This is a genomic window from Polynucleobacter sp. (genome assembly GCF_040400325.1).
Lineage (GTDB): Bacteria > Pseudomonadota > Gammaproteobacteria > Burkholderiales > Burkholderiaceae > Polynucleobacter.
In genome coordinates, this window is the sequence record NZ_JBBAQK010000005.1 from 85,462 (window position 1) to 110,912 (window position 25,451).

A 25,451-nucleotide genomic window follows, 5' to 3' on the forward strand; every position below is an offset into this window, starting at 1 on the left:
ACCATGAGCTACAAAACTATTTTGACTGCAGTTGATGGCAAAGTTGCCACTATCACCCTCAATCGTCCTGAGGTACTTAATGCTCTAAATGATGAGCTGATGGATGAGTTAGGTGCTGCCTTATTAGGCTTTGATGCCGATGACAAAATCGGCTGCATCATTATCACTGGTAGTGAGAAAGCATTTGCTGCTGGTGCAGATATCACTTCGATGGCCAAATATAGTTTTAAAGATGTCTATCGTGAGGACTTCATTTCTCGCAATTGGGAAGAGATGAAGAAAGTTCGTAAGCCCGTAATCGCAGCAGTCTCTGGTTATGCATTGGGTGGTGGTTGTGAGTTGGCTATGATGTGCGACACGATTATGGCTGCTGACAATGCAAAGTTTGCTCAGCCTGAAGTAAAGCTGGGAATTATTCCCGGGGCTGGCGGCACACAGCGTTTACCCCGCGCTGTATCAAAAGCAAAAGCGATGGATCTCGCTTTGACTGGACGCATGATGGACGCTGCAGAAGCTGAGCGCGCTGGTTTAGTGGCGCGCATATTCCCTCAAGCGGATTTATTAAAAGAAGTGAAAGCAATTGCGAAAGGGATTGCAGATATGCCCTTGCTCACTGCGATGATGGTGAAAGAGGCAATCAATACAGCTTATGAAACAACGCTTTCGGAAGGAATTCATTTTGAACGTCGTTTGTTTCATGCATGCTTTGCAACCGATGATCAAAAAGAAGGCATGGCAGCGTTTGTGGAAAAACGCCCAGCCAAATTTACTAACTCTTAATTCTTTTCTAAATAGCGCTGAGCAAGCTTTACCCAATAGCTTACGCCAACGGGGATCAAAGCATCATTGAAGTCATAAGAAGGATTATGAAGATGACATGGCCCCATGCCATGACCGACAGAGCGGTGATCACCATCACCATTTCCTAGGAAGACGTAGCAGCCAGGTTTTTCTAATAAAAAGAATGCAAAATCTTCAGCGCCCATTGTGGGGTCAATCGAAGTATCAACGTTTTGCGGGCCAACTACTTCCCCCATCACCTCAGCAGCAAAAGCTACCTCTTTCTCATGGTTGATCAAGGGCGGATAACTTCGCTTGAATACAATTTCTGCTTGACAATCAAATGCACTAGCGACGCCGTGAGAAATTTCTCGTAGACGTGCTTCAATGAGGTCCAACACTTCTAAGGTAAAGGTTCTTACCGTACCACCAATGAAGGCGCTATCAGGAATCACGTTGCTGGTTTCGCCCGCATGAAATTGGGTAATCGATAAGACAGCTGCATCTACGGGGCGCTTATTGCGTGTAATGATGCTTTGCAGTGCCTGTACTACTTGTACTCCAGTCAGCAGAGGATCTGAGCTGTTGTGAGGTAAGGCGGCATGACCACCTTTGCCTTTAATGGTGATTTCAAAAGCATTGCTAGAAGCCATCATCGGACCTGAGGTAACACCAAAATGACCTTCTGCTAATCCGGGCCAGTTATGCAGACCAAATACGGCATCACATGGAAACTCTTTGAAAAGGCCATCCTGAATCATTTCCTTAGCACCAGCTCCACCTTCTTCGGCAGGCTGAAAGATAAAGATGACGGTACCTTTGAAGTCTCGATGGTTTGATAAATATTGAGCTGCTCCAAGAAGCATGGCCGTGTGACCATCATGTCCACAGGCGTGCATCTTTCCTGGATTGCGAGAGGTATGCTCAAAGTTATTATGTTCTTGCAGAGGAAGGGCATCCATATCTGCGCGTAATCCGATCATCTTGCCCGGACCTAAATCACCATCTAGTCGACCTACCACGCCAGTTTTTCCCATGCCGCGATAGACCGAAATTCCCCAGCTTGAGAGTGCTTCAGCTACTAGGTCAGCAGTACGATTTTCTTCAAAACGCAACTCGGGATGAGCATGAATATTGCGACGAATATCTTGAATAGATTTAGCTGAATTGATGATTTCTGGTAGTAAATGCATGCCTTCATCTTATCCGAAAGTTGATGAACACGTACCTTAAGCCCCTTCTATTGGGGGTTTTAGCGATTGGGTAAGCTTAGGTGCTGTGCAGCAAATTGCAAAGCTTCAATTGAGTAGGGGCTGTGATCTGATTTTTGTAGGTCTATTGGTAAAGGTGGTATTGACCCTAGAAATGGAGCTTGTATTTTAGTTTGCAGGGTCTTGATGTTTTCTTGCAAGAAAGGCATTTCAGATGAAAGGCTATTTGCAACCCAACCAGCCACTTTTAATTGACGCGAGGTCATCGCTTCATAAGTTAACAATGCGTGATTAATGCAGCCTAATCGCATTCCAACAACCATGATGACTGGTAGTTTTAACTTTTGTACGAGATCACTAAGATTTTCAGTCTCGTTGAGCGGAATTAAAAATCCGCCAGCCCCTTCAACGATGATGCAATTTGTTTGGCTACTAACTTTTTCAAAGGCATCTAACATAATGCTGAGATCAAGACGTGTACCCAATTTTTCAGCTGCCAGATGAGGCGCTATTGGCATTTCAAAAACGTAGGGCGATGGAATCTTCTGGTCATGCCCTAGGTTTGCCGCAATTCGCAGAGTTTCTACATCCTCATTCAGGATATTTCCCTGCTGGTCTTGATAGGTGCCGGCCGCCACTGGTTTAAAACCCAGCGCATTAATCCCTTGCTCACGAAATTTTTGGATTAAAGCCCCTGCTACTAAAGTTTTTCCAATCTCAGTATCAGTACCGGTAATAAAAAAACCAGCAGGCTTACTCATAATGCTTGCACCATCGTTTCTTGCTCTATCTGTTTGAGCTGAACAATCAGCTGGCGTAAATCATCAAGACTGTGATTTGCAGAAAAGGTAACACGTAAACGCGCACTTTCCTTAGGCACAGTAGGAGGCCGTATTGCAGGAATCCAATATCCAGCATGATCTAAAAGCTTTGCAGCTAAAAGAGCATTTGCATTGCTACCTAAGATGACTGGCTGTATGGGCGTGCTTGAGGAACATTTTTGCCAGCTAGAAAAAATCATTTCCTTTTGCCAAACTTCAATTAATTGATTTAAATGAGCGCGTCGTTGTTGGCCTTCTTCACTTGCAATGATTTCAAGACTGGTTAAGAGTGCATAGGCAATGGCAGGTGGGCTAGCGGTACTGTAAATGTAGGGCCGACCTTTTTGAATCAGCCATTCGATAAAAGAATCATGTGCACAAATGAAGGCTCCACTGACTCCAGCCGCTTTACCTAAAGTGCCAATATAGACAATGCGCTCAGAGACCAAGTTTTCTTGCTCCAAGATTCCATGACCTTGTTTTCCTAACACTCCAAACCCATGAGCATCATCAACCAATAAAAGGGCATCGAATTCTTCAGCAATCTGAAGTAATGCTTTGACTGGTGCTAGATCGCCATCCATACTAAAAACACCGTCAGTGACGATTAGTTTGAATGGTTTTTGATCACTCTTAAATAACTCTCTGAGAGTATCGGGCTGCGTATGATCAAACAATGTCACAGATGCCTTGTTTTGCGCGCCGGCTAAACGAACACCATCGATCAAGGAAGCATGATTGAGTTTTGCTGAATAAATACTTGCTTGACCTGACGATGCCAGCCTTACAAGGCCAGTGATTGCTGTAAGGTTAGCAAGGTAACCAGTGCTTAAAAATAATGCTCGAGCTTGGGGGATGTGGCGACTTTGAAAAGAGGCTAATTTTTTTTCTAGTAATTCATGAGCAATACTGTGGCCACTGATGAGATGAGAGGCTCCGCTACCAACACCATAACGTTTTGCTCCCTCAGCAAGAGCCTCTATGAGTGCAGGATGATTGGCTAATCCAAGATAGTCATTGCTACAAAATGCTTTGAGTTCACGGTTATCTACGCTTGTTCTTGTATCACACGCCAAATGATTAGTGCGCAACTGACGCTTTAATAATTGCAAATCGAGTTCGGCGATTTGGGTTTCAGCCATACTCAAAGCATTAAATAATTTTGTCATGACAATACCTTGTCTAAGGCACGTTCTACCGCTTTGCCCATCTGCGATGTTTCTTCGGCAGACAAAATATAAGGCGGCATCACATAGACAGTATTACCAATTGGTCGAATCAGCAGACCCTCATCAATGCATTGAGAAAACATTTCGCGCGGGAAAGTGGCGAGGTTTTTGATGCAGTCTTGTTTGATGTCAAATGCCAAAATCATGCCTTGCTGACGCCAATGTTCAATTCTTGAATCTGATTTTGCCCAAGCAAAAGCATTAGCTAAATCTTGCGCACGTAACATATTTTTTTGTAGTACGTTTTCATTTTCAAATATTTCCAAACAAGCAAGAGCAGCAGAACACGCAAGTGGGTTACCTGTGTATGAGTGGGAGTGCAAGAATCCCTGCTGAGTTTGATCGCTATAAAAAGTTTGATAGATGCGCTTTGTTGTTAAGCATAAAGAGAGTGGAAGATAGCCGCCACTAATCCCTTTAGAAAGGGTTAAGAAATCCGGCCAGATTTGTGCTTGCTCACAGGCAAAAAAAGTACCACTTCGACCGCATCCCACAGCAATTTCATCTGCAATCAAATGGATCTCATAACGATCGCACAAGGCTTTCACTAGCCGAAGATATTCGGGTGAATACATCGCCATTTGCCCAGCACATTGCACGAGTGGTTCAATGATGATAGCTGCAATATGCTGATGCTCTTTTTTAAAAAGTTTCTCAAGCTCTTGCGCTGCATATCTTGCAACATCATCTGCACTTTCCCCAGATTTTGCTTTGCGTGAGTCTGGAGAGGGAGCTGTAAATACCTCTTGCAATAGCGAGCCATACGCTTTACGAAAAATGGCAACATCAGTTACCGCCAGTGCGCCTAGAGTTTCGCCATGATAGCCATTTTCAAGGCAAACAAATTTTTTCTTTTGAGCCTTAGCTTGAAGTTGCCAGTAGTGGTGACTCATCTTGAGCGCAATCTCTACCGCAGAAGCACCATCAGAGGCGTAAAAAACGTGACCTAAATTTCCATTGGTAAGGGCAGATAATTTTTCTGATAATTCGACTACTGGAGCGTGTGTAAAACCTGCGAGCATGACGTGCTCAATTTTTTCTAATTGAGCGGTAATTGCTTGGTTAATCTGTGGATTGGCGTGACCGAATAAATTTGTCCACCAAGAGCTGATGCAATCGAGCAAGGGATTGCCCTTTTCATCGTAAAGCCAGGCTCCCTTTCCTTTGCTGATCGCTATGAGGGGAAAAGATTCATGCTGCTTCATTTGGGTACAGGGATGCCAGACGGCAGCCAAACTGCGATCTACCAGGGATCTTTGATTTAGATCGGAAATAAGCTTCATGTCTGGTATTTGACCACTAGTTTTTCCTAAACTTGAGCTGTATCTGTTATGTTTATGTCTTGTATCGATCTATTTTCTGGAATTTACCCATGCTGGACACCCAAACCGTAGAAAAACCCATCACCCTAATCAAATCCCAGGCGGATTTGCGTAAAGAGGTTGACGCATCTGGGTCATGGTCAGTTGCCCAGATAAAGGCTTTGTTTAATTTGCCCTTTAACGACTTAATGCTTAAGGCACAAGAAACTCATAAGACTTACTTTCCCGAGGGTGATGTGGAATTGGCTACCCTCTTGTCGATTAAGACAGGTGGCTGTCCAGAGGACTGTGCTTACTGCCCTCAAGCAGCTCGTTATGACACCGATGTTAAGGCTGAGAAGTTGATGGGCCTTGAAGAGGTTTTGGAAGCCGCTAAAGCCGCTAAAGCCGCCGGCTCAAACCGTTTTTGCATGGGTGCCGCCTGGCGCGAACCTAAGGATCGTGATATTGAGAAAGTGGCGGCGATGATCAAAGGGGTAAAGGCTTTAGGGCTGGAGACCTGCGCTACTCTTGGCATGCTAGAAGCTGATCAAGCCCAGGCTTTACAAGAGGCAGGTCTAGATTTTTATAACCACAATCTAGATACCAGTGAAGATTTTTATCGCTCTGTGATTTCCACGCGTGGCTATCAAGATCGTTTAGACACGATTTCACATGTTCGTGCAGCCGGTATGTCCGTATGCTGCGGTGGAATAGTAGGTATGGGTGAATCTCGTGAACAACGCGCTGCATTCTTAGCGCGTTTGGCTAATTTAAGCCCTTACCCTGAGTCAGTACCCATTAATCATTTGGTACCAGTTGCTGGCACTCCTTTGGCCGATCAAAAGCCCTTGGACCCCTTCGAATTTGTTAGGACGATTGCTGTGGCTCGAATTACGATGCCACGGGCAAGGGTGCGTTTATCAGCTGGTCGCCAAGAGTTGGGAAGGGCGGTTCAAGCGATGTGCTTCCTCGCCGGCGCTAACTCTATTTTCTATGGTGAGCAACTACTCACTACCGGGAATCCCGAGTCAGAACAAGACCGTGCTCTCCTAGCTGAGCTTGGTTTAAAGACTAAACAAAGCTCAAAAGCTGAGGTTTTAATCTAATTCAATCAGTATATGTCCCCAATAGATCACCTCATTATTGAGTTCGATAACGCACTCCGATGTGTTGCTGGTGGAGCGAATTCTCAGCGCCCTACCCCTGGATCTGAGGCTGCTTCAAAAACGGTTTTAGATGCTCAAGAACGCAAGCATGCGGCTGGATTAATGCGTGTGAATCATGTGGGCGAAGTTTGTGCTCAAGCACTTTATCAATCTCAAAAATTAGTGGCTCGAGATCCACAAATTAAGGAGATGTTGAATCATTCTGGACAAGAGGAAATGGATCATCTTGCATGGTGTGAAACGCGTCTGCAAGAGCTGGGTTCTCATACTAGTTATCTCAATCCAATTTGGTATGCTGGATCCTTTGCGATCGGCCTGGCCGCTGGCTTAGCGGGTGATAAGTGGAGCTTAGGTTTTGTTGCAGAAACAGAAAAGCAAGTTGAGAATCACTTAGAGAGTCATCTTGAAAAACTGCCGCCAGAAGACTATCGTTCACGAGCGATTGTGGATCAAATGCGCATCGATGAAATTGAGCACGGACAGGCTGCCATTCAAAGTGGTGGAGCAGTATTGCCGGAGCCCATTCAAAAGATGATGCAAATGATGTCAAAGGTGATGACAACAACCGCATACAAAATTTAAATCCACATTGATATTTAAAAATCAATTCTGATTAATTTTTTTGATATATTTTTATTAAGAATACTGTTTTTTAATACAGTATATTTGGGTATTATCTAGCCTTAGAGCTAAGACCTATTCTTAAGTATATTTTCCAAACCATTGTTTCAAGTAGCTATTTTATTATCACCATTTTATGAACATATCTCGCTAAGTGTTTGTAAACACTAGAGAAATTCCTTAAAAAATACCCAAAAACACTTGACCCTCTTATGACGATCCTCTAAAGTGGGAGGAAGTGTGAAAAAGTGGGGTAAATGGTGTTTCAAGGTGCGTCAGCTCTCAATTTAGATGCAAAAGGACGAATGTCGGTTCCGGCAAAGCATCGTGACGCCTTATTGGTACAGGGTGAGGGTCGAATTACGCTCACAAAGCACCCAGATGGCTGCCTTCTACTATTTCCAAGACCAGAGTGGGAGACTTTTAGATCTAGAGTTGCGCAATTGCCAATGGATGCACATTGGTGGCGCAGAATTTTTCTTGGCAATGCAGTAGATCTCGATCTGGATGGTGCTGGCCGCATTTTGGTGAGTCCAGAATTACGTGCTTCTGCTGATATTGAAAAAGAAGTCATCTTGCTCGGTATGGGTAGTCACCTGGAGTTGTGGGATGCAGCAACATACGCTGCAAAAGAACAGGCTGCGATTGCGCAAGGCATGCCTGAAGCACTCAAGCAATTTAATTTTTGATGACAGGGTGCCATGAACACAACTCATCGCCCAGTGTTGCTGGCCGAGGCGGTGACGGCGCTAATCAGCGGCCCACTCATTCAAGAGCCAGACCAAGCAAAAAATATCCTACTCATCGATGGCACCTTTGGGCGCGGTGGTCATACTCAGGCTTTGCTCAAGCAGCTACCGTCATCCGCTCGCATGATATCTTTCGACAAAGATTTGGATGCGATAGCAGTAGCACAGCAGATCAACGATCCTCGCTTACAGATCGTGCACGACAGCTTTGCACAAATGGGTCAGTACGCCGAGCCAGAATCAGTCGATGGAATTCTGTTGGACTTGGGGATCAGCTCACCTCAAGTGGACGAGGCACATCGTGGATTTTCATTTCGCCGCGAAGGTCCTTTGGACATGCGCATGAATACAGAGCATGGATTAACGGCCGCGCAGTGGTTAGAGCAAGCGCCTCAAGAGGAAATCACTCACGTGATTAAGACTTACGGAGAGGAGCGTTTTGCATTTCAAATTGCAAAGGCTATTGTTGCCAAGCGCGAAGAAGGCTCGTCACCACAAACTACTACACAACTGGCCAGTCTTGTAGCAAGTGTTGTGCGCACACGTGAAGCTGGTCAAGATCCTGCAACCAGAACTTTTCAAGCATTGAGAATATTAATCAATCGCGAGTTAGAGGATTTGGAGTTGGGCTTGAAGGCAGCGCTTAAATTATTAAAGCCTGGTGCTAGGTTGGTAGTAATCAGCTTCCATTCCTTAGAAGATCGAATCGTGAAGCAATTTATGCAGGTCCACTCAAAAGTAGAAGTGCCTCGTGGTCTACCAGTTCGCGAAAAAGACTTGCCACAAAGTGCTTTAGAAATGATTGGACGTGTTAAGCCAAGTGAGGCAGAGGTTTTAGAAAATCCGCGTGCCCGTTCGGCCATTATGCGTGTAGCTGAAAAACGCTTGGGGTCAGTTACATGAATCGAGCGACCTTAACTTTGCTGATCTTGTTAGTCATTTGTGCTCTTTCGCTAGTGGCAGCACAACAACGTGCGCGTAAGTTATTTATTAAGCTAGAGCGTGCCCAAATTGAAGAACGAAAATTAAATCAAGAATGGTTGCGTCTCGAATATGAGCAACGTAATCTTTCTAAATCCGCTCGTATACGTGATGTGGCGCGAAATCAATTGCGGATGTCACCGATCTCTCCTGAACGTACTTTGTACCTAAAGGAAGTTAAATGAGACCAGTTGGCTTCTCTACAACCCCAAATTTAGTGTTACGCCTGCCAATGTGGCGGTCGCGTTTGATGTTATTTCTTTTATTTTTTGTTTTTATGCTGTTATTAATTAGGGCTTTTTGGATCCAAGGTCCAGGAAATGCTTTTTATGAAGCTAAAGGAGTACGAGGTACTCAACGCGAATTAGAGCTACCAGCAAGTCGTGGAAAAATTCTGGATCGCAATGGTCAAGTGATTGCTACAAGTCTAGAAGCAAAGTCTGTGATTGCTTATAACGACACAGTACCTGATGATCTTTCTGCAGAAAAAGTCAAAGCGCTTGCCAATCTATTGCAAATTAGCGAGGCAGAATTGCGTAAGAAGTTGAAAGAAGAGCGTAAGCAAATATTCTTAAAACGTCAGGTTGATCCAGCCGTCGCCCAGAAAATTAAGCAGTTAGAAATTCCTGGCATTGGTTTGAATAACGAATATCGACGCTTCTATCCAGAGGGTGAGGCGATGGCGCACGTCGTTGGCTTTACTAACGTAGAAGATCGTGGCCAAGAAGGAATGGAACTTTCTAGAGAGAAAGAGCTCGCCGGTCATCCTGGACAAAGAAGGGTAGTCGTAGATCGCCTTGGTCGAGTGGTTGAAGAAATGGCGATCTTGCAATTGCCACAAAATGGTAAAGACTTAAGCCTTTCTATCGATAGCAAGATCCAGTTTCTAGCTTATAACGCAGTGAAGAGCGCGGTTGAAAAGCATCAGGCTAAAGCCGGCGGTGCGGTAGTGTTAGATACCCAGACTGGTGAAATATTGGCATTGGCTAATTACCCTAGCTATAACCCGAATGATCGAAAGTACTTAACTGGTGAGCAATTACGCAACCGCGTACTCACCGATACTTTTGAGCCTGGCTCAACAATGAAACCATTTACGGTTTCATTGGCACTCGAAAAAGGGCAAGTTCAGCCAAATACCCAAATGGTGATTGGCGCGAAATATTTAATTGGGCCAAAGCCGATTACAGATACTCATCCCTACAGCACATTAACCATCGCTCAGATTATTCAAAAGTCTAGCAACATTGGAACCGCTAAATTAGCTATGAATACCAGCCCACAAGAAATGTGGGATCTATATACGGCCGCAGGTTTTGGACAAGCTCCCAAGATTGGTTTTCCTGGGGCCGTTACAGGAACTTTGCACCCCTATAAAAAATGGGTACCGTCTGATCAGGCGCGTATTGCATTTGGTTATGGCATCTCTTCTTCGCTCTTTCAGTTGGCAAGGGCATACACCATCTTTGCTCGTGACGGAGAATTAGTGCCATTAACAATTGAGCGCAGTCCTGAATTTAAGCCAGGCACTCCCGTTATTTCAGCCAAGACTGCAATCGAAATGCGTGGCATGCTCGAGACAGTTACTGAGCCTGGTGGCACAGCTCTTAAGGCTCAAGCTGAAGGTTTTCGTGTCGGTGGAAAAACGGGGACATCACACAAGTTAGTCGGTAAGGTTTATGGGAATAAATATCGCGCCTACTTTGCTGGATTAGCACCGATTAGTGCGCCTCGGATTGTCGTGGCAGTCATGATTGATGAGCCAACCAAAGGTGGTCACTATGGCGGTGAAGTAGCAGCACCGGTCTTTTCGACCATTGTTAGCGAAACACTTCATACCTTGAATGTATTGCCTGATGCCAAAGTGAAGCAAATGGTATTGCAAGATAAAACACCCGAAGAGATTCGCACTGCAAATGTACAAGCTCAACATGCGGTTCTGAAAAGATGAGTGCAGCATTGAATATAGAACCTAATCACTTGATTGAACACCTGCACAGCCTAGCAAATGCCTCTGCAAAGGTAAGGGCGGATAGTCGCCAGATACAGCCTGGTGATATCTTTTTTGCATACCCAGTCGGTCATGGCAATGCCCTCAGAGATGGTCGTCAATATATTGATGCAGCTCTAGAAAATGGTGCGGCGGCCGTAGTGTTTGATCCTGCTGGTTTTGGAGCTCAATATTTAGGCCATCCACAATGCGTGGCAGTTGAAAATCTTGCTGCCAAGGCAGGACAGCTTTGTGCGCAATGGTATGGCTATCCTAGCCAGAAACTTCAAATGATTGGCGTCACCGGCACCAATGGTAAGACGAGTATTACCCAGTGGTTAGCTTCAGCTCTTGATAGCGCTCATCATCGCACTGCTGTGTTGGGTACTTTGGGTACAGGTTTTGTGGGGTCGTTATTGCAGACTGGGTATACCACCCCTGATGCTCCAAAGCTTCAAACACAACTATATGAACTATTGAGTACAGGTGCGAAGCAACTGGTAATGGAAGCTTCTTCTCATGCTTTAGAGCAAGGACGCATTGCTGGTACGCAATTCAATTGTGCGGTATTTACAAATCTGACGCAGGACCATTTAGATTATCACGGCAGTATGGCTAATTATGCTGAGGCAAAAGCAAAGCTATTTCAGTTTGCTGGCTTAGAACATGCCGTTATAAACTTTGATGACGCATTTGGTCGTGAGCTGGGAATGAAGCTTTTGGCAAAAGGCGCTACCAAGGTATGGGCTTATGCTTTAAGTAAAGAGGCTCTAAAGGGCTTTGAAAAATTTGGCGAGCACTTACAGCGAATCTATGCAAAAGATAGTGTTCTCTATGGCGTTGGGTATGACGCGCTATTTGTGCATCAAGGTGTGAGTGAAAATACGGTTCACGTTCCAGTGATCGGGGAATTTAATTTAAGTAATGCTTTAGCTGTATGGGCTGTATTGCTAACGCAAGGCTTTACTAGTGATGAAGCCAGCAAATGTATTGTGAAACTTCGTCCTGTTCCGGGTCGCATGGAGCTCATACCGCTTGGTAAAGCTAATAAATCTGACGCTTTGTTGGTTGTAGTGGATTATGCGCATACTCCCGATGCTTTACAAAAGACTCTACTGGCTATTCGCGCAATTGCAGAACAGCGCTCAGGAAAAATTTGGTGTGTATTTGGTTGTGGCGGTGATCGTGATCCCGGCAAACGTCCACAAATGGGTGCTGTAGCAGAGCATCTTGCAGATCACATCATTATTACTAGTGATAACCCTCGCTCCGAAGATCCTTTAGAAATTATGAATATGATTCGCGCTGGTATGAGTCACGATGCACAAAATATTCAAATGTTGGCTGATCGTGCAGCCGCTATTATGGCTGCCGTTCGTCATGCTGATATGCATGACATTGTGTTGGTAGCAGGCAAAGGTCATGAAACTTCGCAGGAAATTGGCGGCAAAAAATTCGATTTTTCTGATCAAGAGCATATTCTTTTGGCTGCTGGGGGTGGAGTGTGATGACAACCCTAGCGCAAGTGCAGGCCATGCTTCCAGGCAGCACGCTGATAAATAGTTCTGAAGTGCTAGCTGAGCAGATCATGATTTCCAGAGTCGGTACAGATAGTCGCCAAATTGAAGTAGGTGAATTATTTGTAGCCCTAGCAGGCGAGCGTTTTGATGCCCATGATTTTTTATCTGATGTAGCTAAAGTAGGCGTAGGAGGAGTGCTGATTAGTCAGCAAGATAAATGCCCAGCAAATTTAGCAGCAATCTGTGTACCCGATACCAGAATTGGATTGGGAGAGTTAGCTGCAGCATGGCGTGCAAAGCATCTAATTCCATTAGCTCTAGTTACTGGAAGCAATGGCAAGACTACGGTAAAAGAAATGATTGCCTCAATTTTCAAGGCAGCGGTTGGTGAGGATTGCTTCTTAGTTACAAATGGCAATCTTAACAATGAGATTGGGCTACCAATCACCTTATTAAAATTACGTTCGACTGATCGCCTCGCAGTGGTAGAGCTAGGAATGAATCATCCAGGCGAAACGGCTGTATTGGCGGCGATTGCACAATCCAATATTGCTCTGATTAATAACGCGCAACGTGAACATCAAGAGTTTATGGCAACAGTGGCTGCAGTTGCTGAAGAACATTCTGCTGCAATTAAAGCTTTGCCAAAAGACGGGGTAGCCGTTTTTCCAGCAGACTCAGAATTTGCTGAGGTATGGCACAAGGCTGCTGCCGGTAGAAAGATAATCGATTTTGTATTGTTATCAGGCTCATCTTCTGTAAAGGCTTCTGTTACTGGACGTCTTTTAAATAATGGTCAAGTACAAATACAAGCAGAGCAGGGAGTCTTGCAGGTTCGACTCAATACTTTAGGTAGGCATAACGTTCGCAATGCTTTAGCAGCCAGTGCTGTCGCCTTAGCCGCTGGAGTGAGTCTTGAGAAAATCAAACAAGGACTTGAAGCGTTTTTACCTGTTAATGGTCGCATGCAGGCTAAGCATATTGATAATAATTACACCTTAATTGATGATAGTTACAACGCAAATCCTGATTCAGTAAGGGCTGCAATTGATACTTTAAAGCAAACTGGAAATAGCTCTTGGTTAATTCTGGGTGATATGGGTGAAGTAGGCAATCAGGGGCCAGAATTTCATCGAGAAGTAGGGGCTTACGCTGCCGCTCAGGGTGTCAATAAATTATTTACTCTAGGCGAACAATGTCAGTTTGCAATTACTGGTTTCGAAGATGCCAAGAAAACCCTCTCGCTAATGACTAGTGCATCGCATTTTGCAGATATGGATCTGCTCATTGCGCAATTAAGAAATGAATTACAGGGACAGATAGCTCATGGCAATCGGCATTTAAATATTTTGGTTAAAGGTTCTCGTTTTATGCGTATGGAGCGCATAGTACAAGCCTTGTTAGAGGAGGCTAAGACATGCTCTTAATCTTGGCACAATGGTTACAGGATGATTTTGGATTCCTTAGAGTCTTTAATTACATTACCTTTAGAGCAGTGCTTGCAACAGTGACAGCGCTATTAATTGGATTGGCAGCAGGCCCTTGGGTGATTCGTAAATTAACTGCTTTGAAGATGGGTCAAGCAGTTCGTAATGATGGACCACAGACACATTTAGTTAAATCAGGCACACCTACGATGGGCGGCGTATTAATCTTGATTGGCATTTTTATTTCTTGCATGTTATGGGCTGACTTGAGCAATCGTTTTATTTGGATTGTGATGATTGTGACGTTTGGTTTTGGTCTGATTGGTTGGGTAGATGACTATCGTAAGGTTACTCAGAAAGATCCCAAAGGAATGCCTTCAAGAGAAAAATTCATGTGGCAGACCCTTATTGGTTTATTCGCTGCAATCTATTTAGCCTTTTCAGTTTCAGAGGTAAATAACCTGAAAGTGTTACAACTTTTCTACGATTGGCTAAAGAGTGGCTTTGCCTTAGATCTGCCTGCTAAAACGAATTTGCTCTTGCCCTTTATGAAAGAGGTGAGTTATCCACTGGGAATGATGGGCTTCATTATCCTGAGTTACTTAGTGATTGTGGGAAGTAGTAATGCAGTGAATCTGACAGATGGTTTAGATGGCTTAGTCATCATGCCTGTGATCTTGGTGGGTGCAGCATTGGGAGCGTTTGCCTATGTAATGGGTAATGCCATCTATGCAAAGTATTTATTGTTTCCATATATTCCTGGTGCCGGTGAGTTATTGATCTTTTGTGGCGCCATGGGTGGAGCGGGTTTAGCTTTCCTTTGGTACAACGCGCATCCAGCACAAGTATTTATGGGTGACGTTGGTGCTTTAGCTCTTGGGGGCGCACTTGGAACTATCGCAATCATCGTTCGACAAGAAATAGTTTTATTCGTGATGGGCGGTATTTTTGTAGCCGAGACACTTTCTGTCATGTTGCAAGTGCTCTGGTTCAAATTTACCAAGAAACGCTTTGGTGAGGGGCGCCGTATTTTTCGGATGGCTCCTTTGCACCATCACTTTGAGTTAGGTGGCTGGAAAGAAACACAAGTCGTGGTTCGTTTCTGGATTATCACCATCCTATTAGTTTTAATTGGCTTATCTAGCCTGAAATTACGGTGAGCTAAAAGTAAATATGCTTAATTTAGAAAATACTTTCGCAAATCCTGCTGCAATAACCAATGCTGGCTATGAAGCGCCTACGCGTTTTTTAATCTTAGGTCTCGGAGAGTCTGGTGTTGCCATGGTTAAATGGTGCTTGCGAAATGGCGCTTCTGTTCGTTTCGCTGATACTCGAGATCAGTCTAAATTTACCGATACACAAAATGCCTGGTTAGAGGAGTTAAAGTTTGCTGGTCTTAAAGATATTCAATTTGGACCTTTAGTTGATGACTGCTTAACTGACATTGATGTGATTGGTATCAGCCCGGGATTATCTCCATTAAAAGAGCCGGCCCAATCATTTTTAGTAAAGGCTAGAAAATCTAGAGTAGATGTTTGGAGTGAGATTGAGTTTTTTGCTCGTGCAATAGCCGCTCTTGAGTGCATGGCCTTAGCACGCAACTCATCTTATGCATCAACAGTGCTCGCTATTACTGGAACAAATGGTAAGACAACAACTACTGCGCTTACAGGTCAACTGTGTGAGCGAGCAGGCAAGAAGGTGGCAGTAGCAGGAAATATCAGTCCAGCAGCCTTAGAAAAATTAATGTCTTGTTTGGATGAATCTGATCAGTTAGAAGATATGCCTGATATTTGGGTGTTGGAGTTATCTAGCTTCCAGTTGGTTTACACCTCTACTTTAAATGCCACTGCCGCCACCATACTGAATCTCTCGCAAGATCATTTAGATTGGCATGGCAACATGTCGTCATATGGAGATGCAAAGGCAAAAATATTTGGTACTGACACAGTTTGTATCTTAAATCGCGATGATCCCTTGGTAATGGGATTGCTTTCTGAAGATCAAAAAACGAAGCGCTCAATACTGACCTTTGGCGCAAATCAACCCAATGAGCAAGGCGCATTTGGTATTGAGCATGACTTACGTGCTGGAGGGATTGATTGGCTAGTATGGGCTGAGATTGATGAAGATATTGAGCTGAAGCCTAGGCGTCGTCGTAAGAGTGCTGTAGTGAAAGAAGATGAGCCTTTGCGTTTGAAGCGCTTAATACCTGCTGATGCACTGCGTATTCGTGGGCGCCACAATGCAATGAATGCTTTGGCTGCATTAGCTTTAGCTAGGGCAGCTCATTTACCCATGAATATTTTGTTACATGGTTTACGTGATTATCACGGGGAGCCCCATCGTGTTCAAAGTATCGCGATTGTCAACGATGTCGAATATATCGATGACAGCAAGGGAACAAATGTAGGTGCAACTGTCGCAGCATTAAATGGTTTGGGTAATGGTGCAGCAGGCAAGCGAATTTGGTTGATTGCTGGTGGCGATGGAAAAAGTCAAGATTTTAGACCATTGCGCGAACCTGCATTGCGCTTTGTCAAGGGCGTCTTCTTGATTGGCCAAGATGCAGAGAAAATTGCAGAAGCCCTCAGTGAACAAGTGCCATGTACTAATAGTGGTACCTTGCAAGCCGCTGTTCAAGCAGTTGCAAGACAGGCCCAATCGGGGGATCTTGTCTTGCTATCGCCCGCATGTGCAAGCTTTGATCAGTTTCGTGATTACGTTGAGCGCGCCGAAGTATTTTTCTCTGAAGTTGAAGAATTGAGTATGCGACTCGAAGGAGTTCAAGTATGAGCTTAAGAGAAAAACTATTTCCTGAAAATCGTATGGGCCTAAACCGATTCTGGAGTTTCTCAAGGGGCGGTATAGATAATTTCCGCAGCGGCTTAAGGGACGCCGTGTCTGGCGTAGAGCAAACTCGTTCACGGATGATGGATTACGACCAGTTACTAGTCTGGGCGGTTTTATCGTTAGCATTGATTGGTTTGGTGATGGTGTATTCAGCCTCAATTACTTTGGCTGATGGCCCAAAGTATGCTAACTACAGCAGTAACTTCTTCTTGATACGCCACCTCATCTCTTTGAGTATTGCTATCGGTGTGGCAATTTGGGTATTTAAGATTCCAACGAGGGTTTGGGATCGATATTCACCGGTCATTTTTGGATTAACTCTGCTACTTTTAATCGCCGTTCTCATTCCAGGCGTTGGTAAGGGTGTTAATGGCGCCAAACGTTGGATTATGTTGGGCCCCCTGACTTTTCAGCCTTCAGAACTAATGAAGTTTGCTGCAGTGATCTTTGCTGCAAGTTACACCGTGCAACGTCAAGAGTATCTGCACTCATTTGTAAAAGGCATGCTGCCAATGGGTGTGGCAGTCGCTTTGGTTGGTGGCTTGCTAATGGCTGAGCCCGATATGGGCGCCCTTGTGGTTATAGGCTTAATAGCATTTGGAATTTTATTTTTAGGCGGTATCAATGCCAAATTATTTGGTGGCCTAATTATGGTGGGCTTTTTAAGCGTGGCAATCATGATTGCCCTGTCGCCCTTTCGTCGTGGACGAATGCTTGCTTTTATGGATCCATGGCAAGTGGATAACGCTGCTAATAAGGGTTATCAATTAACGCATTCACTAATGGCGTTTGGCCGAGGGGAATGGTTTGGTACAGGGCTAGGCGGAAGTGTAGAGAAACTGCATTACCTGCCGGAAGCCCATACTGATTTCATCATGGCTGTAATCGGCGAGGAGCTTGGCTTTGTAGGTGTAGTAGTGGTGATCTTCCTCTTTTATTGGATTGTTCGGCGCGCTTTCATCATTGGCCGTACAGCTTTGCAATTGGATCGAAGTTTTGCTGGTCTAGCAGCAAAAGGCGTAGCAATTTGGATTGGTTGGCAAGCGTTTATCAACATGGGCGTGAACCTAGGCTTATTGCCAACTAAAGGTTTGACATTGCCATTAGTGAGCTATGGTGGATCAGGTATTTTGATGAATGCTGTAGCAATTGCGATGTTGCTTCGGATTGATTATGAGAACCGCATCTTGATGCGTGGAGGGAAGTTGTGACTAAACCCTCAATTCTGGTGATGGCTGGCGGTACTGGCGGGCATATTTTCCCGGGCCTTGCCGTCGCTGAATATTTGCGGATCTGTGGCTGGAATGTGGCTTGGTTGGGCAATAGAAACGGGATGGAGTACCGCCTGGTGAAGTCCTGTGATTTTCCTTTTGAAGCCATAGATTTTGGTGGCTTACGAGGTAAAGGGCTCAAGGCCAAACTGATGCTGCCAATGAATTTGATACGAGCTTGTTTTCAAAGTTGGAAAATTATGCGTCGCCTTAAACCAAGTGTGGTTTTGGGTATGGGCGGCTATATTACTTTCCCTGGCGGCTTGGTCACTAAATTATTAAAGCGCCCATTGGTTTTACACGAATCTAATTCAGTTGCAGGTAGTGCAAATCGCGCTCTCACCAAAATTGCGATGCGAGTATTAACAGGATTTCCAGACACGATCAACTCTGCAGAGTGGGTTGGCAACCCTATACGTGAAGAGTTTGACCGCGTCCCTTTGCCAGCATTACGTTACGAAGAGCGGCAAGGCCCCTTATCAATCTTAGTTGTAGGCGGAAGTTTGGGTGCGGCAGCTTTAAATGAAAACGTTCCAGCAGCTTTGGCATTAATTCCTTTAAAAGATCGACCTAAGGTAATCCATCAGGCAGGCGATAAGCATTTAGCGGAACTACAAATACGCTATGAGCAGTTGGGGGTTACGGCGGATATTCGCTCATTTATTGATGATATGCCAGCGGCATATGCTCAAGCAGATTTAGTCATTTGTCGCTCGGGGGCAATGACTGTTTCTGAGTTAGCTGCCTGTGGCGTTGCATCTTGTTTAGTGCCATTTCCCCATGCGATTGATGATCATCAAACTGCTAATGCAAAATTTTTGTCGGATGCAGATGCCGCAATATTGTTACCACAGCCATTCCTCAATCCTCAGGATTTGGCATTAATGATTCAAAATATTAATCGCTCCGATCTAAAAGCGATGGCATTGCGTGCCCATGCTTTATCTAAGCCGCACGCTACTCAACGAGTTGCCGAGGTATGTGCCAATTGTGCGGGAGTGGGCGTATGAAGCATATCGTTCAGCAAATTCATTTTGTCGGTATTGGTGGTGCAGGCATGAGTGGTATCGCTGAGGTCTTATTGAATTTGGGCTACCAAGTCTCTGGATCAGATTTAGCTGAAAGTGCCACCACTAAGCGTCTTGGTGAATTAGGTGCTGTTATTCATATTGGGCATGACCCAAAAAATATTGGAACAGCAGAAGCTGTCGTGATATCAACCGCTGTAGCTGGTAATAATCCAGAAGTGTTGGCAGCTCGAGCAGCAAAAATTCCTGTCATTCAGCGCGCAGTCATGCTGGGTGAGTTGATGCGTTTAAAGCAAGGAATTGCAATTGCAGGAACGCATGGAAAGACCACAACGACTAGTTTGGTTGCGTCAGTATTGGCTGAAGGTGGTTTAGATCCAACCTTTGTGATTGGTGGCAAACTCAATTCTGCTGGTGCTAATGCACGCCTGGGGCAAGGCGATTTCATTGTTGTAGAGGCGGATGAATCAGATGCATCATTTTTGCAGCTATTTCCAGCGATGGAAGTAGTCACTAATATTGATGCTGACCATATGGATACTTATCAGCACGATATGGCTAGGTTGAAGCAGGCATTTGTGCAATTTATTCAGCGTATGCCTTTTTATGGAGTAGCGGTGCTATGCATTGATGATGCGAATGTCCGTGACATTATTCCTTTTGTTTCACAGCCAATATTACGTTATGGACTATCAGACGACGCAGATATTCGCGCCAGTAATATTCGTGCCGATGGAACGAAAATGCATTTCACAGTAGAGCGACGGACGGTACGTCGACATGGTAATAAACCAGGTCCACTCAACATCACTTTAAATTTACCAGGCTTACATAATGTTCAAAATGCTTTAGCTGCAATTGGTGTTGCGACTGAATTAGGCGTGAGTGACGAAGCTATTACTAAGGCTTTATCTCATTTTGGTGGGGTAGGTCGGCGCTTCCAGCGCCATGGTGATATTACCTTGCTCGCTGGTGGCAGCTTTACATTAATTGATGACTATGGTCATCACCCGGTCGAGATGGCAGCTACCTTAGCCGCTGCAAGAGGGGCATTTCCAAACCGTCGCTTAGTACTGGCATTCCAGCCACATCGATTCACAAGAACGCGTGATTGTTTTGGCGAGTTCGTGCAAGTACTGAGAAATTTTGATGCTTTGGTATTGACTGAAGTATATCCAGCAGGTGAGGCAAAAATTCCTGGTGCTGATGGTAAGAGTCTCATGAAGGCAGCACTTGCTGAAGATCAGAACTCAAAGGCTGCACTTGATTCTTCTGCTGTGGTATTTGCAGCCAATATTGGCGAGATGCCTGAAAAGCTAAGTGAAATTTTAAAAGATGGCGATGTCTTGATTGCGATGGGAGCAGGTTCTATTTCCACTTTGCCCTACACGCTGGTGGAGGCAAAGCATGTCTAAACAACTGATGGATTGGGGTCAGCGCGTTCAGACGCAGTTAGCCAATTTAGATCTGAAATCTTTAGGTAGAGTCGGCGTTCTTTTGGGTGGGCGCTCTGGTGAGCGAGAAATTTCACTGTTGTCTGGTAATGGCGTCTTAGAAGCATTGCGAGCTAAAGGTGTTGATGCCTATGCTTTTGATACAGGCTTAAGGTGCCCAACAGAATTAGCCAAAGAAAAATTTGATAGAGTATTTATTGCTCTGCATGGCCGATATGGTGAAGATGGAACAATTCAAGGCTTATTAGAATTGCTCAACCTTCCTTATACCGGTAGCGGTGTCTTAGCTTCAGCTTTAGCAATTGACAAAATTGCAACCAAGCAAATTTGGATCAGCAATGGTTTAGCTACCCCTGAATTTGAAGAACTGACTCCAGCGAGTGATTGGTCTGCAGTGGTTAAAAAGTTAGGCCTGCCACTGATTGTCAAACCTGCACATGAGGGATCATCACTCGGTTTAACTAAAGTGAAATCTGTAGATGAGTTGCCTGCCGCTTATCAATTGGCAGCAGGACTAGATAAAAAGGTAATTGCTGAGACTTGCATTATTGGTGATGAATTAACTTGTCCTTTAGTAGGTCAGGGTGCTACGGCAGAGGCATTACCAGTAATCAAAATTATTCCCCCGCAAGCCAATTATGATTTTCATAATAAGTATTTTTCAGATGAGACCCAGTATCTCTGCCCTACTGGGCTTGCGCCAGAAGTGAATTCCCAAGTTCAAGCTTTATCTTTATTGGCTTACAAAGCTTTAGGATGCCGTACCTGGGGCCGTGCTGATGTCATGCTTGATCAGAAGACAGGTAAACCTTATTTGCTGGAGATGAATACTTCTCCGGGCATGACATCTCACTCATTGGTGCCGATGGCAGCCAAAGCAGCGGGTGTGGTTTATGCAGACTTGGTCTTGTGGTTGCTGAGCCAAACTATGCAGCAAAAGGAGGGCGCTAGCGCATGAGCACTCTTTTAGACCGATTTGGAGATATCTTCTCCGTCATCATGTCTCCGCTTTGGAACCATCCGGGGCGAATGCAAAGCCTTAGCCGTTTCTTGATGCGTTGTTTTGCAGTAATGATGGTAATCGGAATTTTAGTGTGGCTGAGTCAGCGCCCTGTTTTTATGCTGAAGCAAATTCAAATTGAACCTGTTGCCGGACAAACTCTAAAACATATTAATAAGCCGATTGTGAAACAGCAAGTCCTTGAAACCGTCCAAGGAAATTTCTTTAGCGTTCGTTTAGAAGACGTCAAGCGCGGATTTGAAAGTATGCCTTGGGTTCGCCACGCTAATGTACGCCGTGTCTGGCCAAATGGTTTAGTAGTCAGTATTGAAGAACAAAAGCCATTTGGTACATGGGGCGGGGCAGATAGCCATACCTTGATGAATACCTATGGCGAATTATTTGCAGGCCGTGTATCTGAAATTAGTGATGAAGTTTATCTAATTGATTTTTATGGGCCAGCTGATGCTAGTAAAGAAGTCATGAACCTTTATGACAAAGCTACCGCTTGGTTTAAGCCATGGGGTGTAGAGGTAAAAAGTTTAGCGCTGACCGAAAGATATGCCTGGCATGTCAAATTATCCAATGGTATGAAGGTGGAATTTGGACGCGACGAAGAAAGCTCCGACAAGAACTTAACGGAAGAACGTGTAGCACGTCTATTTAAGTATTGGCCACAAGTACAAGAGAAGTGGGGAAATCGCATTGATGCGGTTGACTTGCGATATGCGAATGGCTTTGCAGTTCATTTAGCTGCTGCCAGTTTAAAAAAGAATGATGTTGATGGAAAAAAAAGTGAGCAGAAGCAATGAGGAATCGGAATGAGTAAAGATAATCGCGATTTATTGGTCGGCTTAGATATTGGTACATCCAAGGTGGTTGCCTTGGTTGCTGAATTAGCTCCTGATGGTCAATTTAATGTTGTGGGTGTTGGTCAGACTGCCTCTAAGGGTTTAAAGAAAGGCGTTGTTGTCAATATTGAGGCAACTGTTCAGTCTATTCACAAAGCTCTAGAAGAGGCTGAGGTAATGGCTGATCGTCAGATTGTTCAGGTCTTTACTGGGATTGCTGGAAATCATATTGTGAGTTTTAACTCGAGTGGCATGGTTGCGATTCGAGATAAAGAGGTTGGTCAAGGCGACGTAGAGCGCGTTTTAGAAACTGCTAAAGCAATCAATATTCCAACGGATCAACAGATTCTTCACATCTTGGTTCAAGAATTCATTATTGATGGTCAAGAGGATGTCCGCGAGCCGATTGGTATGAGTGGTCTACGCTTAGAAGTAAAGGTGCACATTGTGACTGGTGCGGTAAGTGCTGCACAAAATATTGTGAAGTGTGTGCGTCGCTGTGGTTTAGAAGTAAATGATTTAATTTTGCAGCCTTTGGCATCTAGCTTGGCAGTATTGACTGATGATGAGAAAGAGCTTGGCGTTGTCTTGGTTGATATTGGCGGAGGAACCACCGATATCGCGATTTATTGTCAAGGTTCTATTCGTCATACTGCAGTGATTCCGATTGCCGGCGATCAAATTACTAATGATATTGCAATGGCATTACGCACCCCAACCATTGATGCAGAAGATTTAAAAATTGCTCATGGGATCGCGCGTCAAGAGATGGCCGATCCTATTGCAATGATTGATGTCCCAGGCGTAGGTGATCGTGAACCTCGTCCGATGTCTAAGCAAGCATTAGCTGCGGTAATCGAGCCTCGTGTTGAAGAGTTGTTCACTTTGGTTAGAGGCGTTGTACGTGACTCTGGCTATGAGGATATGGTTTCTTCTGGAATTGTGCTGACTGGGGGCACCTCTTTAATGCCTGGAATGGTCGAGTTAGCAGAACAAGTGTTTTTAAGACCTGCTCGTATTGGTACTCCTGAATATCGTGGCCATTTACATGAAGTTTTACGTAGCCCCCGCTACGCCACCAGCATTGGTTTGTTGATGGAAGGTCAAGCTCAGTTATTACGGGGTCGTCGTGTTTCTCAGTCAGGCGCGCTTCAAGGAGTTCTCTCGCGCATGAAGGAATGGTTTGCAGGAAATTTTTAAGTTTTTCGTCGTCGTCAATGTAGTAAGTTAATTACCTAGGAGGGTATATGGAATTTGAAATGTTAGATCAAGATACTGCTGGCAAAACCATGATTAAAGTGGTTGGAGTCGGTGGCGCTGGAGGCAATGCCGTTCAGCACATGATCCGTCGCGGAGTGAGTGGCGTAGAGTTTATTTGCATGAACACCGATGCAGGTGCCTTACGGCGTTCAGAAGCATCTGTGAATTTGCAACTGGGCTCTAGTGGATTGGGTGCCGGAGCAAAACCTGAGATCGGTGCCTCTTCGGCTATCGAAGCACGTGAGCGTATAGCCGATGCATTGCAAGGGGCTCATATGGTATTTATTACTGCTGGTATGGGTGGCGGTACAGGCACTGGCGCTGCTCCGATCGTTGCACAGGTAGCAAAAGAAATGGGTATTCTCACGGTTGGCGTGATTAGTAAGCCATTTGACTTTGAAGGTGTGAAACGTTTAAAGGTAGCAGAGCACGGTGCTTCTGAACTCGAATCATATGTAGACTCATTGATCGTGGTTCTGAATGAGAAGTTGTTTGAAGTAATGGGTGAGGATGCTGAGTTTGATAAGGCTTTTGCTTGTGCAGATGATGTGTTGCATAACGCCGTTTCTGGTATTGCAGAAATTATCAATGTTCAGGGTTTAATCAACGTTGACTTTGAAGATGTGAAAACTGTCATGGGCGAGCAAGGTAAAGCCATGATGGGTACTGCAACTGTATCGGGCATGGACCGCGCACGTTTAGCTGCAGAAGCTGCGGTTGCCTCACCATTACTTGAAGGCGTGGATTTATCAGGTGCACGTGGTGTCTTGGTAAATATTACTGCAAGCCATACATTGAAGTTATCAGAAACACGTGAAGTGATGGCCGCTATTCGTGGTTATGCCGCTGATGATGCAACCGTTATTTTTGGTACGGTATATGACGATAGCTTGGGTGATGCTCTGCGTGTGACAGTTGTTGCAACTGGATTGAATAATCCACAAGCACGTCAAGCTCATCAACCAGAAGTAGTCTGGAGACAGGCTACTGGTACAAATGATGCAATGCCAACTATGGCTGATCTCAATAGTTTTGCCCCTGCTAGTCCTTCTGCTGCTATGAGTAAGGTTGGTATGAACTTTATCTTAGGTACAAGTGCAGCGATGGCTGGAGGTTTATCTTCCTTGCCCGCTCAATCAGCTGGTGCCGGTAGTGTTGATTACAGCCAATATGATTTGCCACGGGTTTTCCGAAGCTCCCGTGAGGCAGCTGCTGCTCCGACTTTGGGCGCAGATAGCTCTCCTCAAGCAAAGACTATGTTGGATAAAGGGGCTGATTACTATGAGATTCCAGCCTTTTTACGAAAACAAGCAGATTAATTGACTGCTCAATACAATAGATAGTTGCGAAATGCCAGCGCGGGCGCCCCTCCGGACGACGAATCCCGCGCTTGCGTTGGCATACTAACTAACAACTACTTATTGGAGATGTCATGATTGCTGTTGGACAAAAACTACCTAACGCTACTTTGTATGAATTTTTGAATGAAGAGAGCGAGGGCTGTACCTTAGGACCTAATGCTTTTGAAGTTGATAAATTAGTTGCTGGTAAAAAAATTGTTATTTTTGCTTTGCCGGGCGCATTCACGCCAACCTGCTCTGCTAAACATGTTCCTGGATATGTTGAGCACTTCGATGCGATCAAAGCAAAAGGAGTCGATGAGATTTGGTGTATTTCAGTGAATGACCCATTTGTGATGGGTGCATGGGGACGAGATCAAAAGGTCGACAAAAAAATTCGCATGATGGGTGACGGCAGTGGCGAGTTCACCAAAAAGATGGGCTTGGAGTTAGATTTAATGGCTCGTGGTTTGGGTGTGCGCTCTGATCGTTATGCCATGATTGTTGAAAATGGCGTCGTGAAAAGTCTAGATCGTGAAGCTCCTGGTAAGTTTGAAGTGAGCGATGCAGCCTCAATTCTAAAAAAACTGTAATT

Annotated in this window: 23 protein-coding genes; 19 read left to right on the forward strand and 4 right to left on the reverse strand. The window is 44.8% G+C overall.

Features of this window, described 5'->3' with window-relative positions; translation table 11 throughout:
* Positions 1 to 3: 3 nt before the first annotated feature.
* Entirely contained in the window at positions 4 to 780 is a 777-nt protein-coding gene (locus ABWP14_RS05725; protein WP_353202015.1) for an enoyl-CoA hydratase, read from the forward strand.
* Here the strand turns inward: ABWP14_RS05725 and ABWP14_RS05730 are convergent.
* Genes ABWP14_RS05730 through bioA form a run of 4 tightly spaced genes read right to left on the reverse strand, consistent with a single transcriptional unit; the run spans position 777 to position 5,324 of the window.
* Positions 777 to 1,973 carry a M20 aminoacylase family protein gene (locus ABWP14_RS05730; RefSeq protein WP_353202016.1) on the reverse strand — a complete coding sequence of 399 codons (1,197 nt, stop codon included), beginning with the start codon at positions 1,971 to 1,973 and terminating at the stop codon, positions 777 to 779. The genes ABWP14_RS05725 and ABWP14_RS05730 overlap by 4 nt on opposite strands.
* Positions 1,974 to 2,032: 59 nt before the next feature.
* A complete protein-coding gene (gene bioD / locus ABWP14_RS05735; protein WP_353202017.1) occupies positions 2,033 to 2,752 on the reverse strand; it encodes a dethiobiotin synthase in 720 nt (239 codons plus the stop codon).
* Complete coding sequence (locus ABWP14_RS05740; RefSeq protein ID WP_353202018.1) at positions 2,749 to 3,981, reverse strand: 8-amino-7-oxononanoate synthase; 1,233 nt, start codon at positions 3,979 to 3,981, stop codon at positions 2,749 to 2,751. The genes bioD and ABWP14_RS05740 overlap by 4 nt, the downstream gene beginning before the upstream one ends.
* Complete coding sequence (bioA, locus tag ABWP14_RS05745) at positions 3,978 to 5,324, reverse strand: adenosylmethionine--8-amino-7-oxononanoate transaminase (protein WP_353202019.1); 1,347 nt, start codon at positions 5,322 to 5,324, stop codon at positions 3,978 to 3,980. Before bioA ends, ABWP14_RS05740 begins: the two co-directional genes overlap by 4 nt.
* 89 nt (positions 5,325 to 5,413) lie before the next feature.
* Here bioA and bioB point away from each other — a divergent pair, with 89 nt between their 5' ends.
* From bioB to ABWP14_RS05835, 18 genes are all read left to right on the forward strand, one after another.
* Positions 5,414 to 6,451 (forward strand): biotin synthase BioB, encoded by a 1,038-nt coding sequence (gene bioB, locus ABWP14_RS05750; protein WP_353202020.1) that lies wholly within the window; start codon positions 5,414 to 5,416, stop codon positions 6,449 to 6,451.
* Between the two features lie 12 nt (positions 6,452 to 6,463).
* Positions 6,464 to 7,093: a 2-polyprenyl-3-methyl-6-methoxy-1,4-benzoquinone monooxygenase gene (coq7, locus tag ABWP14_RS05755; RefSeq protein WP_353202021.1), complete on the forward strand. Its 630-nt coding sequence runs from the start codon at positions 6,464 to 6,466 to the stop codon at positions 7,091 to 7,093.
* A gap of 299 nt (positions 7,094 to 7,392) precedes the next feature.
* A complete protein-coding gene (gene mraZ / locus ABWP14_RS05760; protein ID WP_353202022.1) occupies positions 7,393 to 7,821 on the forward strand; it encodes a division/cell wall cluster transcriptional repressor MraZ in 429 nt (142 codons plus the stop codon).
* Between the two features lie 12 nt (positions 7,822 to 7,833).
* The gene (gene rsmH / locus ABWP14_RS05765) at positions 7,834 to 8,784 is read left to right on the forward strand and encodes a 16S rRNA (cytosine(1402)-N(4))-methyltransferase RsmH (RefSeq protein WP_353202023.1); all 951 of its coding nucleotides are present in this window, start codon (positions 7,834 to 7,836) and stop codon (positions 8,782 to 8,784) included.
* Positions 8,781 to 9,047 carry a cell division protein FtsL gene (gene ftsL / locus ABWP14_RS05770; protein ID WP_028819244.1) on the forward strand — a complete coding sequence of 89 codons (267 nt, stop codon included), beginning with the start codon at positions 8,781 to 8,783 and terminating at the stop codon, positions 9,045 to 9,047. Before rsmH ends, ftsL begins: the two co-directional genes overlap by 4 nt.
* Positions 9,044 to 10,813: a peptidoglycan D,D-transpeptidase FtsI family protein gene (locus ABWP14_RS05775; protein ID WP_353202024.1), complete on the forward strand. Its 1,770-nt coding sequence runs from the start codon at positions 9,044 to 9,046 to the stop codon at positions 10,811 to 10,813. Before ftsL ends, ABWP14_RS05775 begins: the two co-directional genes overlap by 4 nt.
* The gene (locus ABWP14_RS05780; protein WP_353202025.1) at positions 10,810 to 12,360 is read left to right on the forward strand and encodes a UDP-N-acetylmuramoyl-L-alanyl-D-glutamate--2,6-diaminopimelate ligase; all 1,551 of its coding nucleotides are present in this window, start codon (positions 10,810 to 10,812) and stop codon (positions 12,358 to 12,360) included. Before ABWP14_RS05775 ends, ABWP14_RS05780 begins: the two co-directional genes overlap by 4 nt.
* Positions 12,360 to 13,799 carry a UDP-N-acetylmuramoyl-tripeptide--D-alanyl-D-alanine ligase gene (locus ABWP14_RS05785; RefSeq protein WP_353202060.1) on the forward strand — a complete coding sequence of 480 codons (1,440 nt, stop codon included), beginning with the start codon at positions 12,360 to 12,362 and terminating at the stop codon, positions 13,797 to 13,799. The genes ABWP14_RS05780 and ABWP14_RS05785 overlap by 1 nt, the downstream gene beginning before the upstream one ends.
* Positions 13,790 to 14,959, forward strand: coding sequence for a phospho-N-acetylmuramoyl-pentapeptide-transferase (mraY, locus tag ABWP14_RS05790; protein ID WP_353202026.1), 1,170 nt, complete (start codon positions 13,790 to 13,792; stop codon positions 14,957 to 14,959). The genes ABWP14_RS05785 and mraY overlap by 10 nt, the downstream gene beginning before the upstream one ends.
* Before the next feature lie 13 nt (positions 14,960 to 14,972).
* Entirely contained in the window at positions 14,973 to 16,595 is a 1,623-nt protein-coding gene (gene murD / locus ABWP14_RS05795) for a UDP-N-acetylmuramoyl-L-alanine--D-glutamate ligase (RefSeq protein ID WP_353202027.1), read from the forward strand.
* A gap of 32 nt (positions 16,596 to 16,627) precedes the next feature.
* A complete protein-coding gene (gene ftsW / locus ABWP14_RS05800) occupies positions 16,628 to 17,863 on the forward strand; it encodes a putative lipid II flippase FtsW (protein WP_353202061.1) in 1,236 nt (411 codons plus the stop codon).
* Positions 17,860 to 18,933, forward strand: a complete 1,074-nt coding sequence (murG, locus tag ABWP14_RS05805; protein ID WP_353202028.1) for an undecaprenyldiphospho-muramoylpentapeptide beta-N-acetylglucosaminyltransferase — start codon at positions 17,860 to 17,862, stop codon at positions 18,931 to 18,933. The genes ftsW and murG overlap by 4 nt, the downstream gene beginning before the upstream one ends.
* Positions 18,930 to 20,366 (forward strand): UDP-N-acetylmuramate--L-alanine ligase, encoded by a 1,437-nt coding sequence (gene murC / locus ABWP14_RS05810; RefSeq protein ID WP_353202029.1) that lies wholly within the window; start codon positions 18,930 to 18,932, stop codon positions 20,364 to 20,366. Before murG ends, murC begins: the two co-directional genes overlap by 4 nt.
* Positions 20,359 to 21,363 carry a D-alanine--D-alanine ligase gene (locus tag ABWP14_RS05815; RefSeq protein ID WP_353202030.1) on the forward strand — a complete coding sequence of 335 codons (1,005 nt, stop codon included), beginning with the start codon at positions 20,359 to 20,361 and terminating at the stop codon, positions 21,361 to 21,363. Before murC ends, ABWP14_RS05815 begins: the two co-directional genes overlap by 8 nt.
* Positions 21,360 to 22,217 (forward strand): cell division protein FtsQ/DivIB, encoded by an 858-nt coding sequence (locus ABWP14_RS05820; protein ID WP_353202031.1) that lies wholly within the window; start codon positions 21,360 to 21,362, stop codon positions 22,215 to 22,217. The genes ABWP14_RS05815 and ABWP14_RS05820 overlap by 4 nt, the downstream gene beginning before the upstream one ends.
* A gap of 9 nt (positions 22,218 to 22,226) precedes the next feature.
* A complete protein-coding gene (gene ftsA, locus ABWP14_RS05825) occupies positions 22,227 to 23,456 on the forward strand; it encodes a cell division protein FtsA (protein ID WP_353202032.1) in 1,230 nt (409 codons plus the stop codon).
* 47 nt (positions 23,457 to 23,503) lie between these two features.
* Positions 23,504 to 24,835 (forward strand): cell division protein FtsZ, encoded by a 1,332-nt coding sequence (gene ftsZ / locus ABWP14_RS05830; RefSeq protein WP_353202033.1) that lies wholly within the window; start codon positions 23,504 to 23,506, stop codon positions 24,833 to 24,835.
* 113 nt (positions 24,836 to 24,948) lie between these two features.
* Positions 24,949 to 25,449 carry a peroxiredoxin gene (locus tag ABWP14_RS05835; RefSeq protein ID WP_353202034.1) on the forward strand — a complete coding sequence of 167 codons (501 nt, stop codon included), beginning with the start codon at positions 24,949 to 24,951 and terminating at the stop codon, positions 25,447 to 25,449.
* Positions 25,450 to 25,451: the final 2 nt, after the last annotated feature.

Coding starts and splice junctions, on each gene's coding strand:
- ABWP14_RS05725 (WP_353202015.1), top strand. CDS start 4: ATGAGCTACAAAACTATTTTGACTGCAGTTGATGGCAAAGTTGCCACT.
- ABWP14_RS05730 (WP_353202016.1), bottom strand. CDS start 1,973: ATGCATTTACTACCAGAAATCATCAATTCAGCTAAATCTATTCAAGAT.
- bioD (WP_353202017.1), bottom strand. CDS start 2,752: ATGAGTAAGCCTGCTGGTTTTTTTATTACCGGTACTGATACTGAGATT.
- ABWP14_RS05740 (WP_353202018.1), bottom strand. CDS start 3,981: ATGACAAAATTATTTAATGCTTTGAGTATGGCTGAAACCCAAATCGCC.
- bioA (WP_353202019.1), bottom strand. CDS start 5,324: ATGAAGCTTATTTCCGATCTAAATCAAAGATCCCTGGTAGATCGCAGT.
- bioB (WP_353202020.1), top strand. CDS start 5,414: ATGCTGGACACCCAAACCGTAGAAAAACCCATCACCCTAATCAAATCC.
- coq7 (WP_353202021.1), top strand. CDS start 6,464: ATGTCCCCAATAGATCACCTCATTATTGAGTTCGATAACGCACTCCGA.
- rsmH (WP_353202023.1), top strand. CDS start 7,834: ATGAACACAACTCATCGCCCAGTGTTGCTGGCCGAGGCGGTGACGGCG.
- ftsL (WP_028819244.1), top strand. CDS start 8,781: ATGAATCGAGCGACCTTAACTTTGCTGATCTTGTTAGTCATTTGTGCT.
- ABWP14_RS05775 (WP_353202024.1), top strand. CDS start 9,044: ATGAGACCAGTTGGCTTCTCTACAACCCCAAATTTAGTGTTACGCCTG.
- ABWP14_RS05780 (WP_353202025.1), top strand. CDS start 10,810: ATGAGTGCAGCATTGAATATAGAACCTAATCACTTGATTGAACACCTG.
- ABWP14_RS05785 (WP_353202060.1), top strand. CDS start 12,360: ATGACAACCCTAGCGCAAGTGCAGGCCATGCTTCCAGGCAGCACGCTG.
- mraY (WP_353202026.1), top strand. CDS start 13,790: ATGCTCTTAATCTTGGCACAATGGTTACAGGATGATTTTGGATTCCTT.
- murD (WP_353202027.1), top strand. CDS start 14,973: ATGCTTAATTTAGAAAATACTTTCGCAAATCCTGCTGCAATAACCAAT.
- ftsW (WP_353202061.1), top strand. CDS start 16,628: ATGGGCCTAAACCGATTCTGGAGTTTCTCAAGGGGCGGTATAGATAAT.
- murC (WP_353202029.1), top strand. CDS start 18,930: ATGAAGCATATCGTTCAGCAAATTCATTTTGTCGGTATTGGTGGTGCA.
- ABWP14_RS05815 (WP_353202030.1), top strand. CDS start 20,359: ATGTCTAAACAACTGATGGATTGGGGTCAGCGCGTTCAGACGCAGTTA.
- ABWP14_RS05820 (WP_353202031.1), top strand. CDS start 21,360: ATGAGCACTCTTTTAGACCGATTTGGAGATATCTTCTCCGTCATCATG.
- ftsA (WP_353202032.1), top strand. CDS start 22,227: ATGAGTAAAGATAATCGCGATTTATTGGTCGGCTTAGATATTGGTACA.
- ftsZ (WP_353202033.1), top strand. CDS start 23,504: ATGGAATTTGAAATGTTAGATCAAGATACTGCTGGCAAAACCATGATT.
- ABWP14_RS05835 (WP_353202034.1), top strand. CDS start 24,949: ATGATTGCTGTTGGACAAAAACTACCTAACGCTACTTTGTATGAATTT.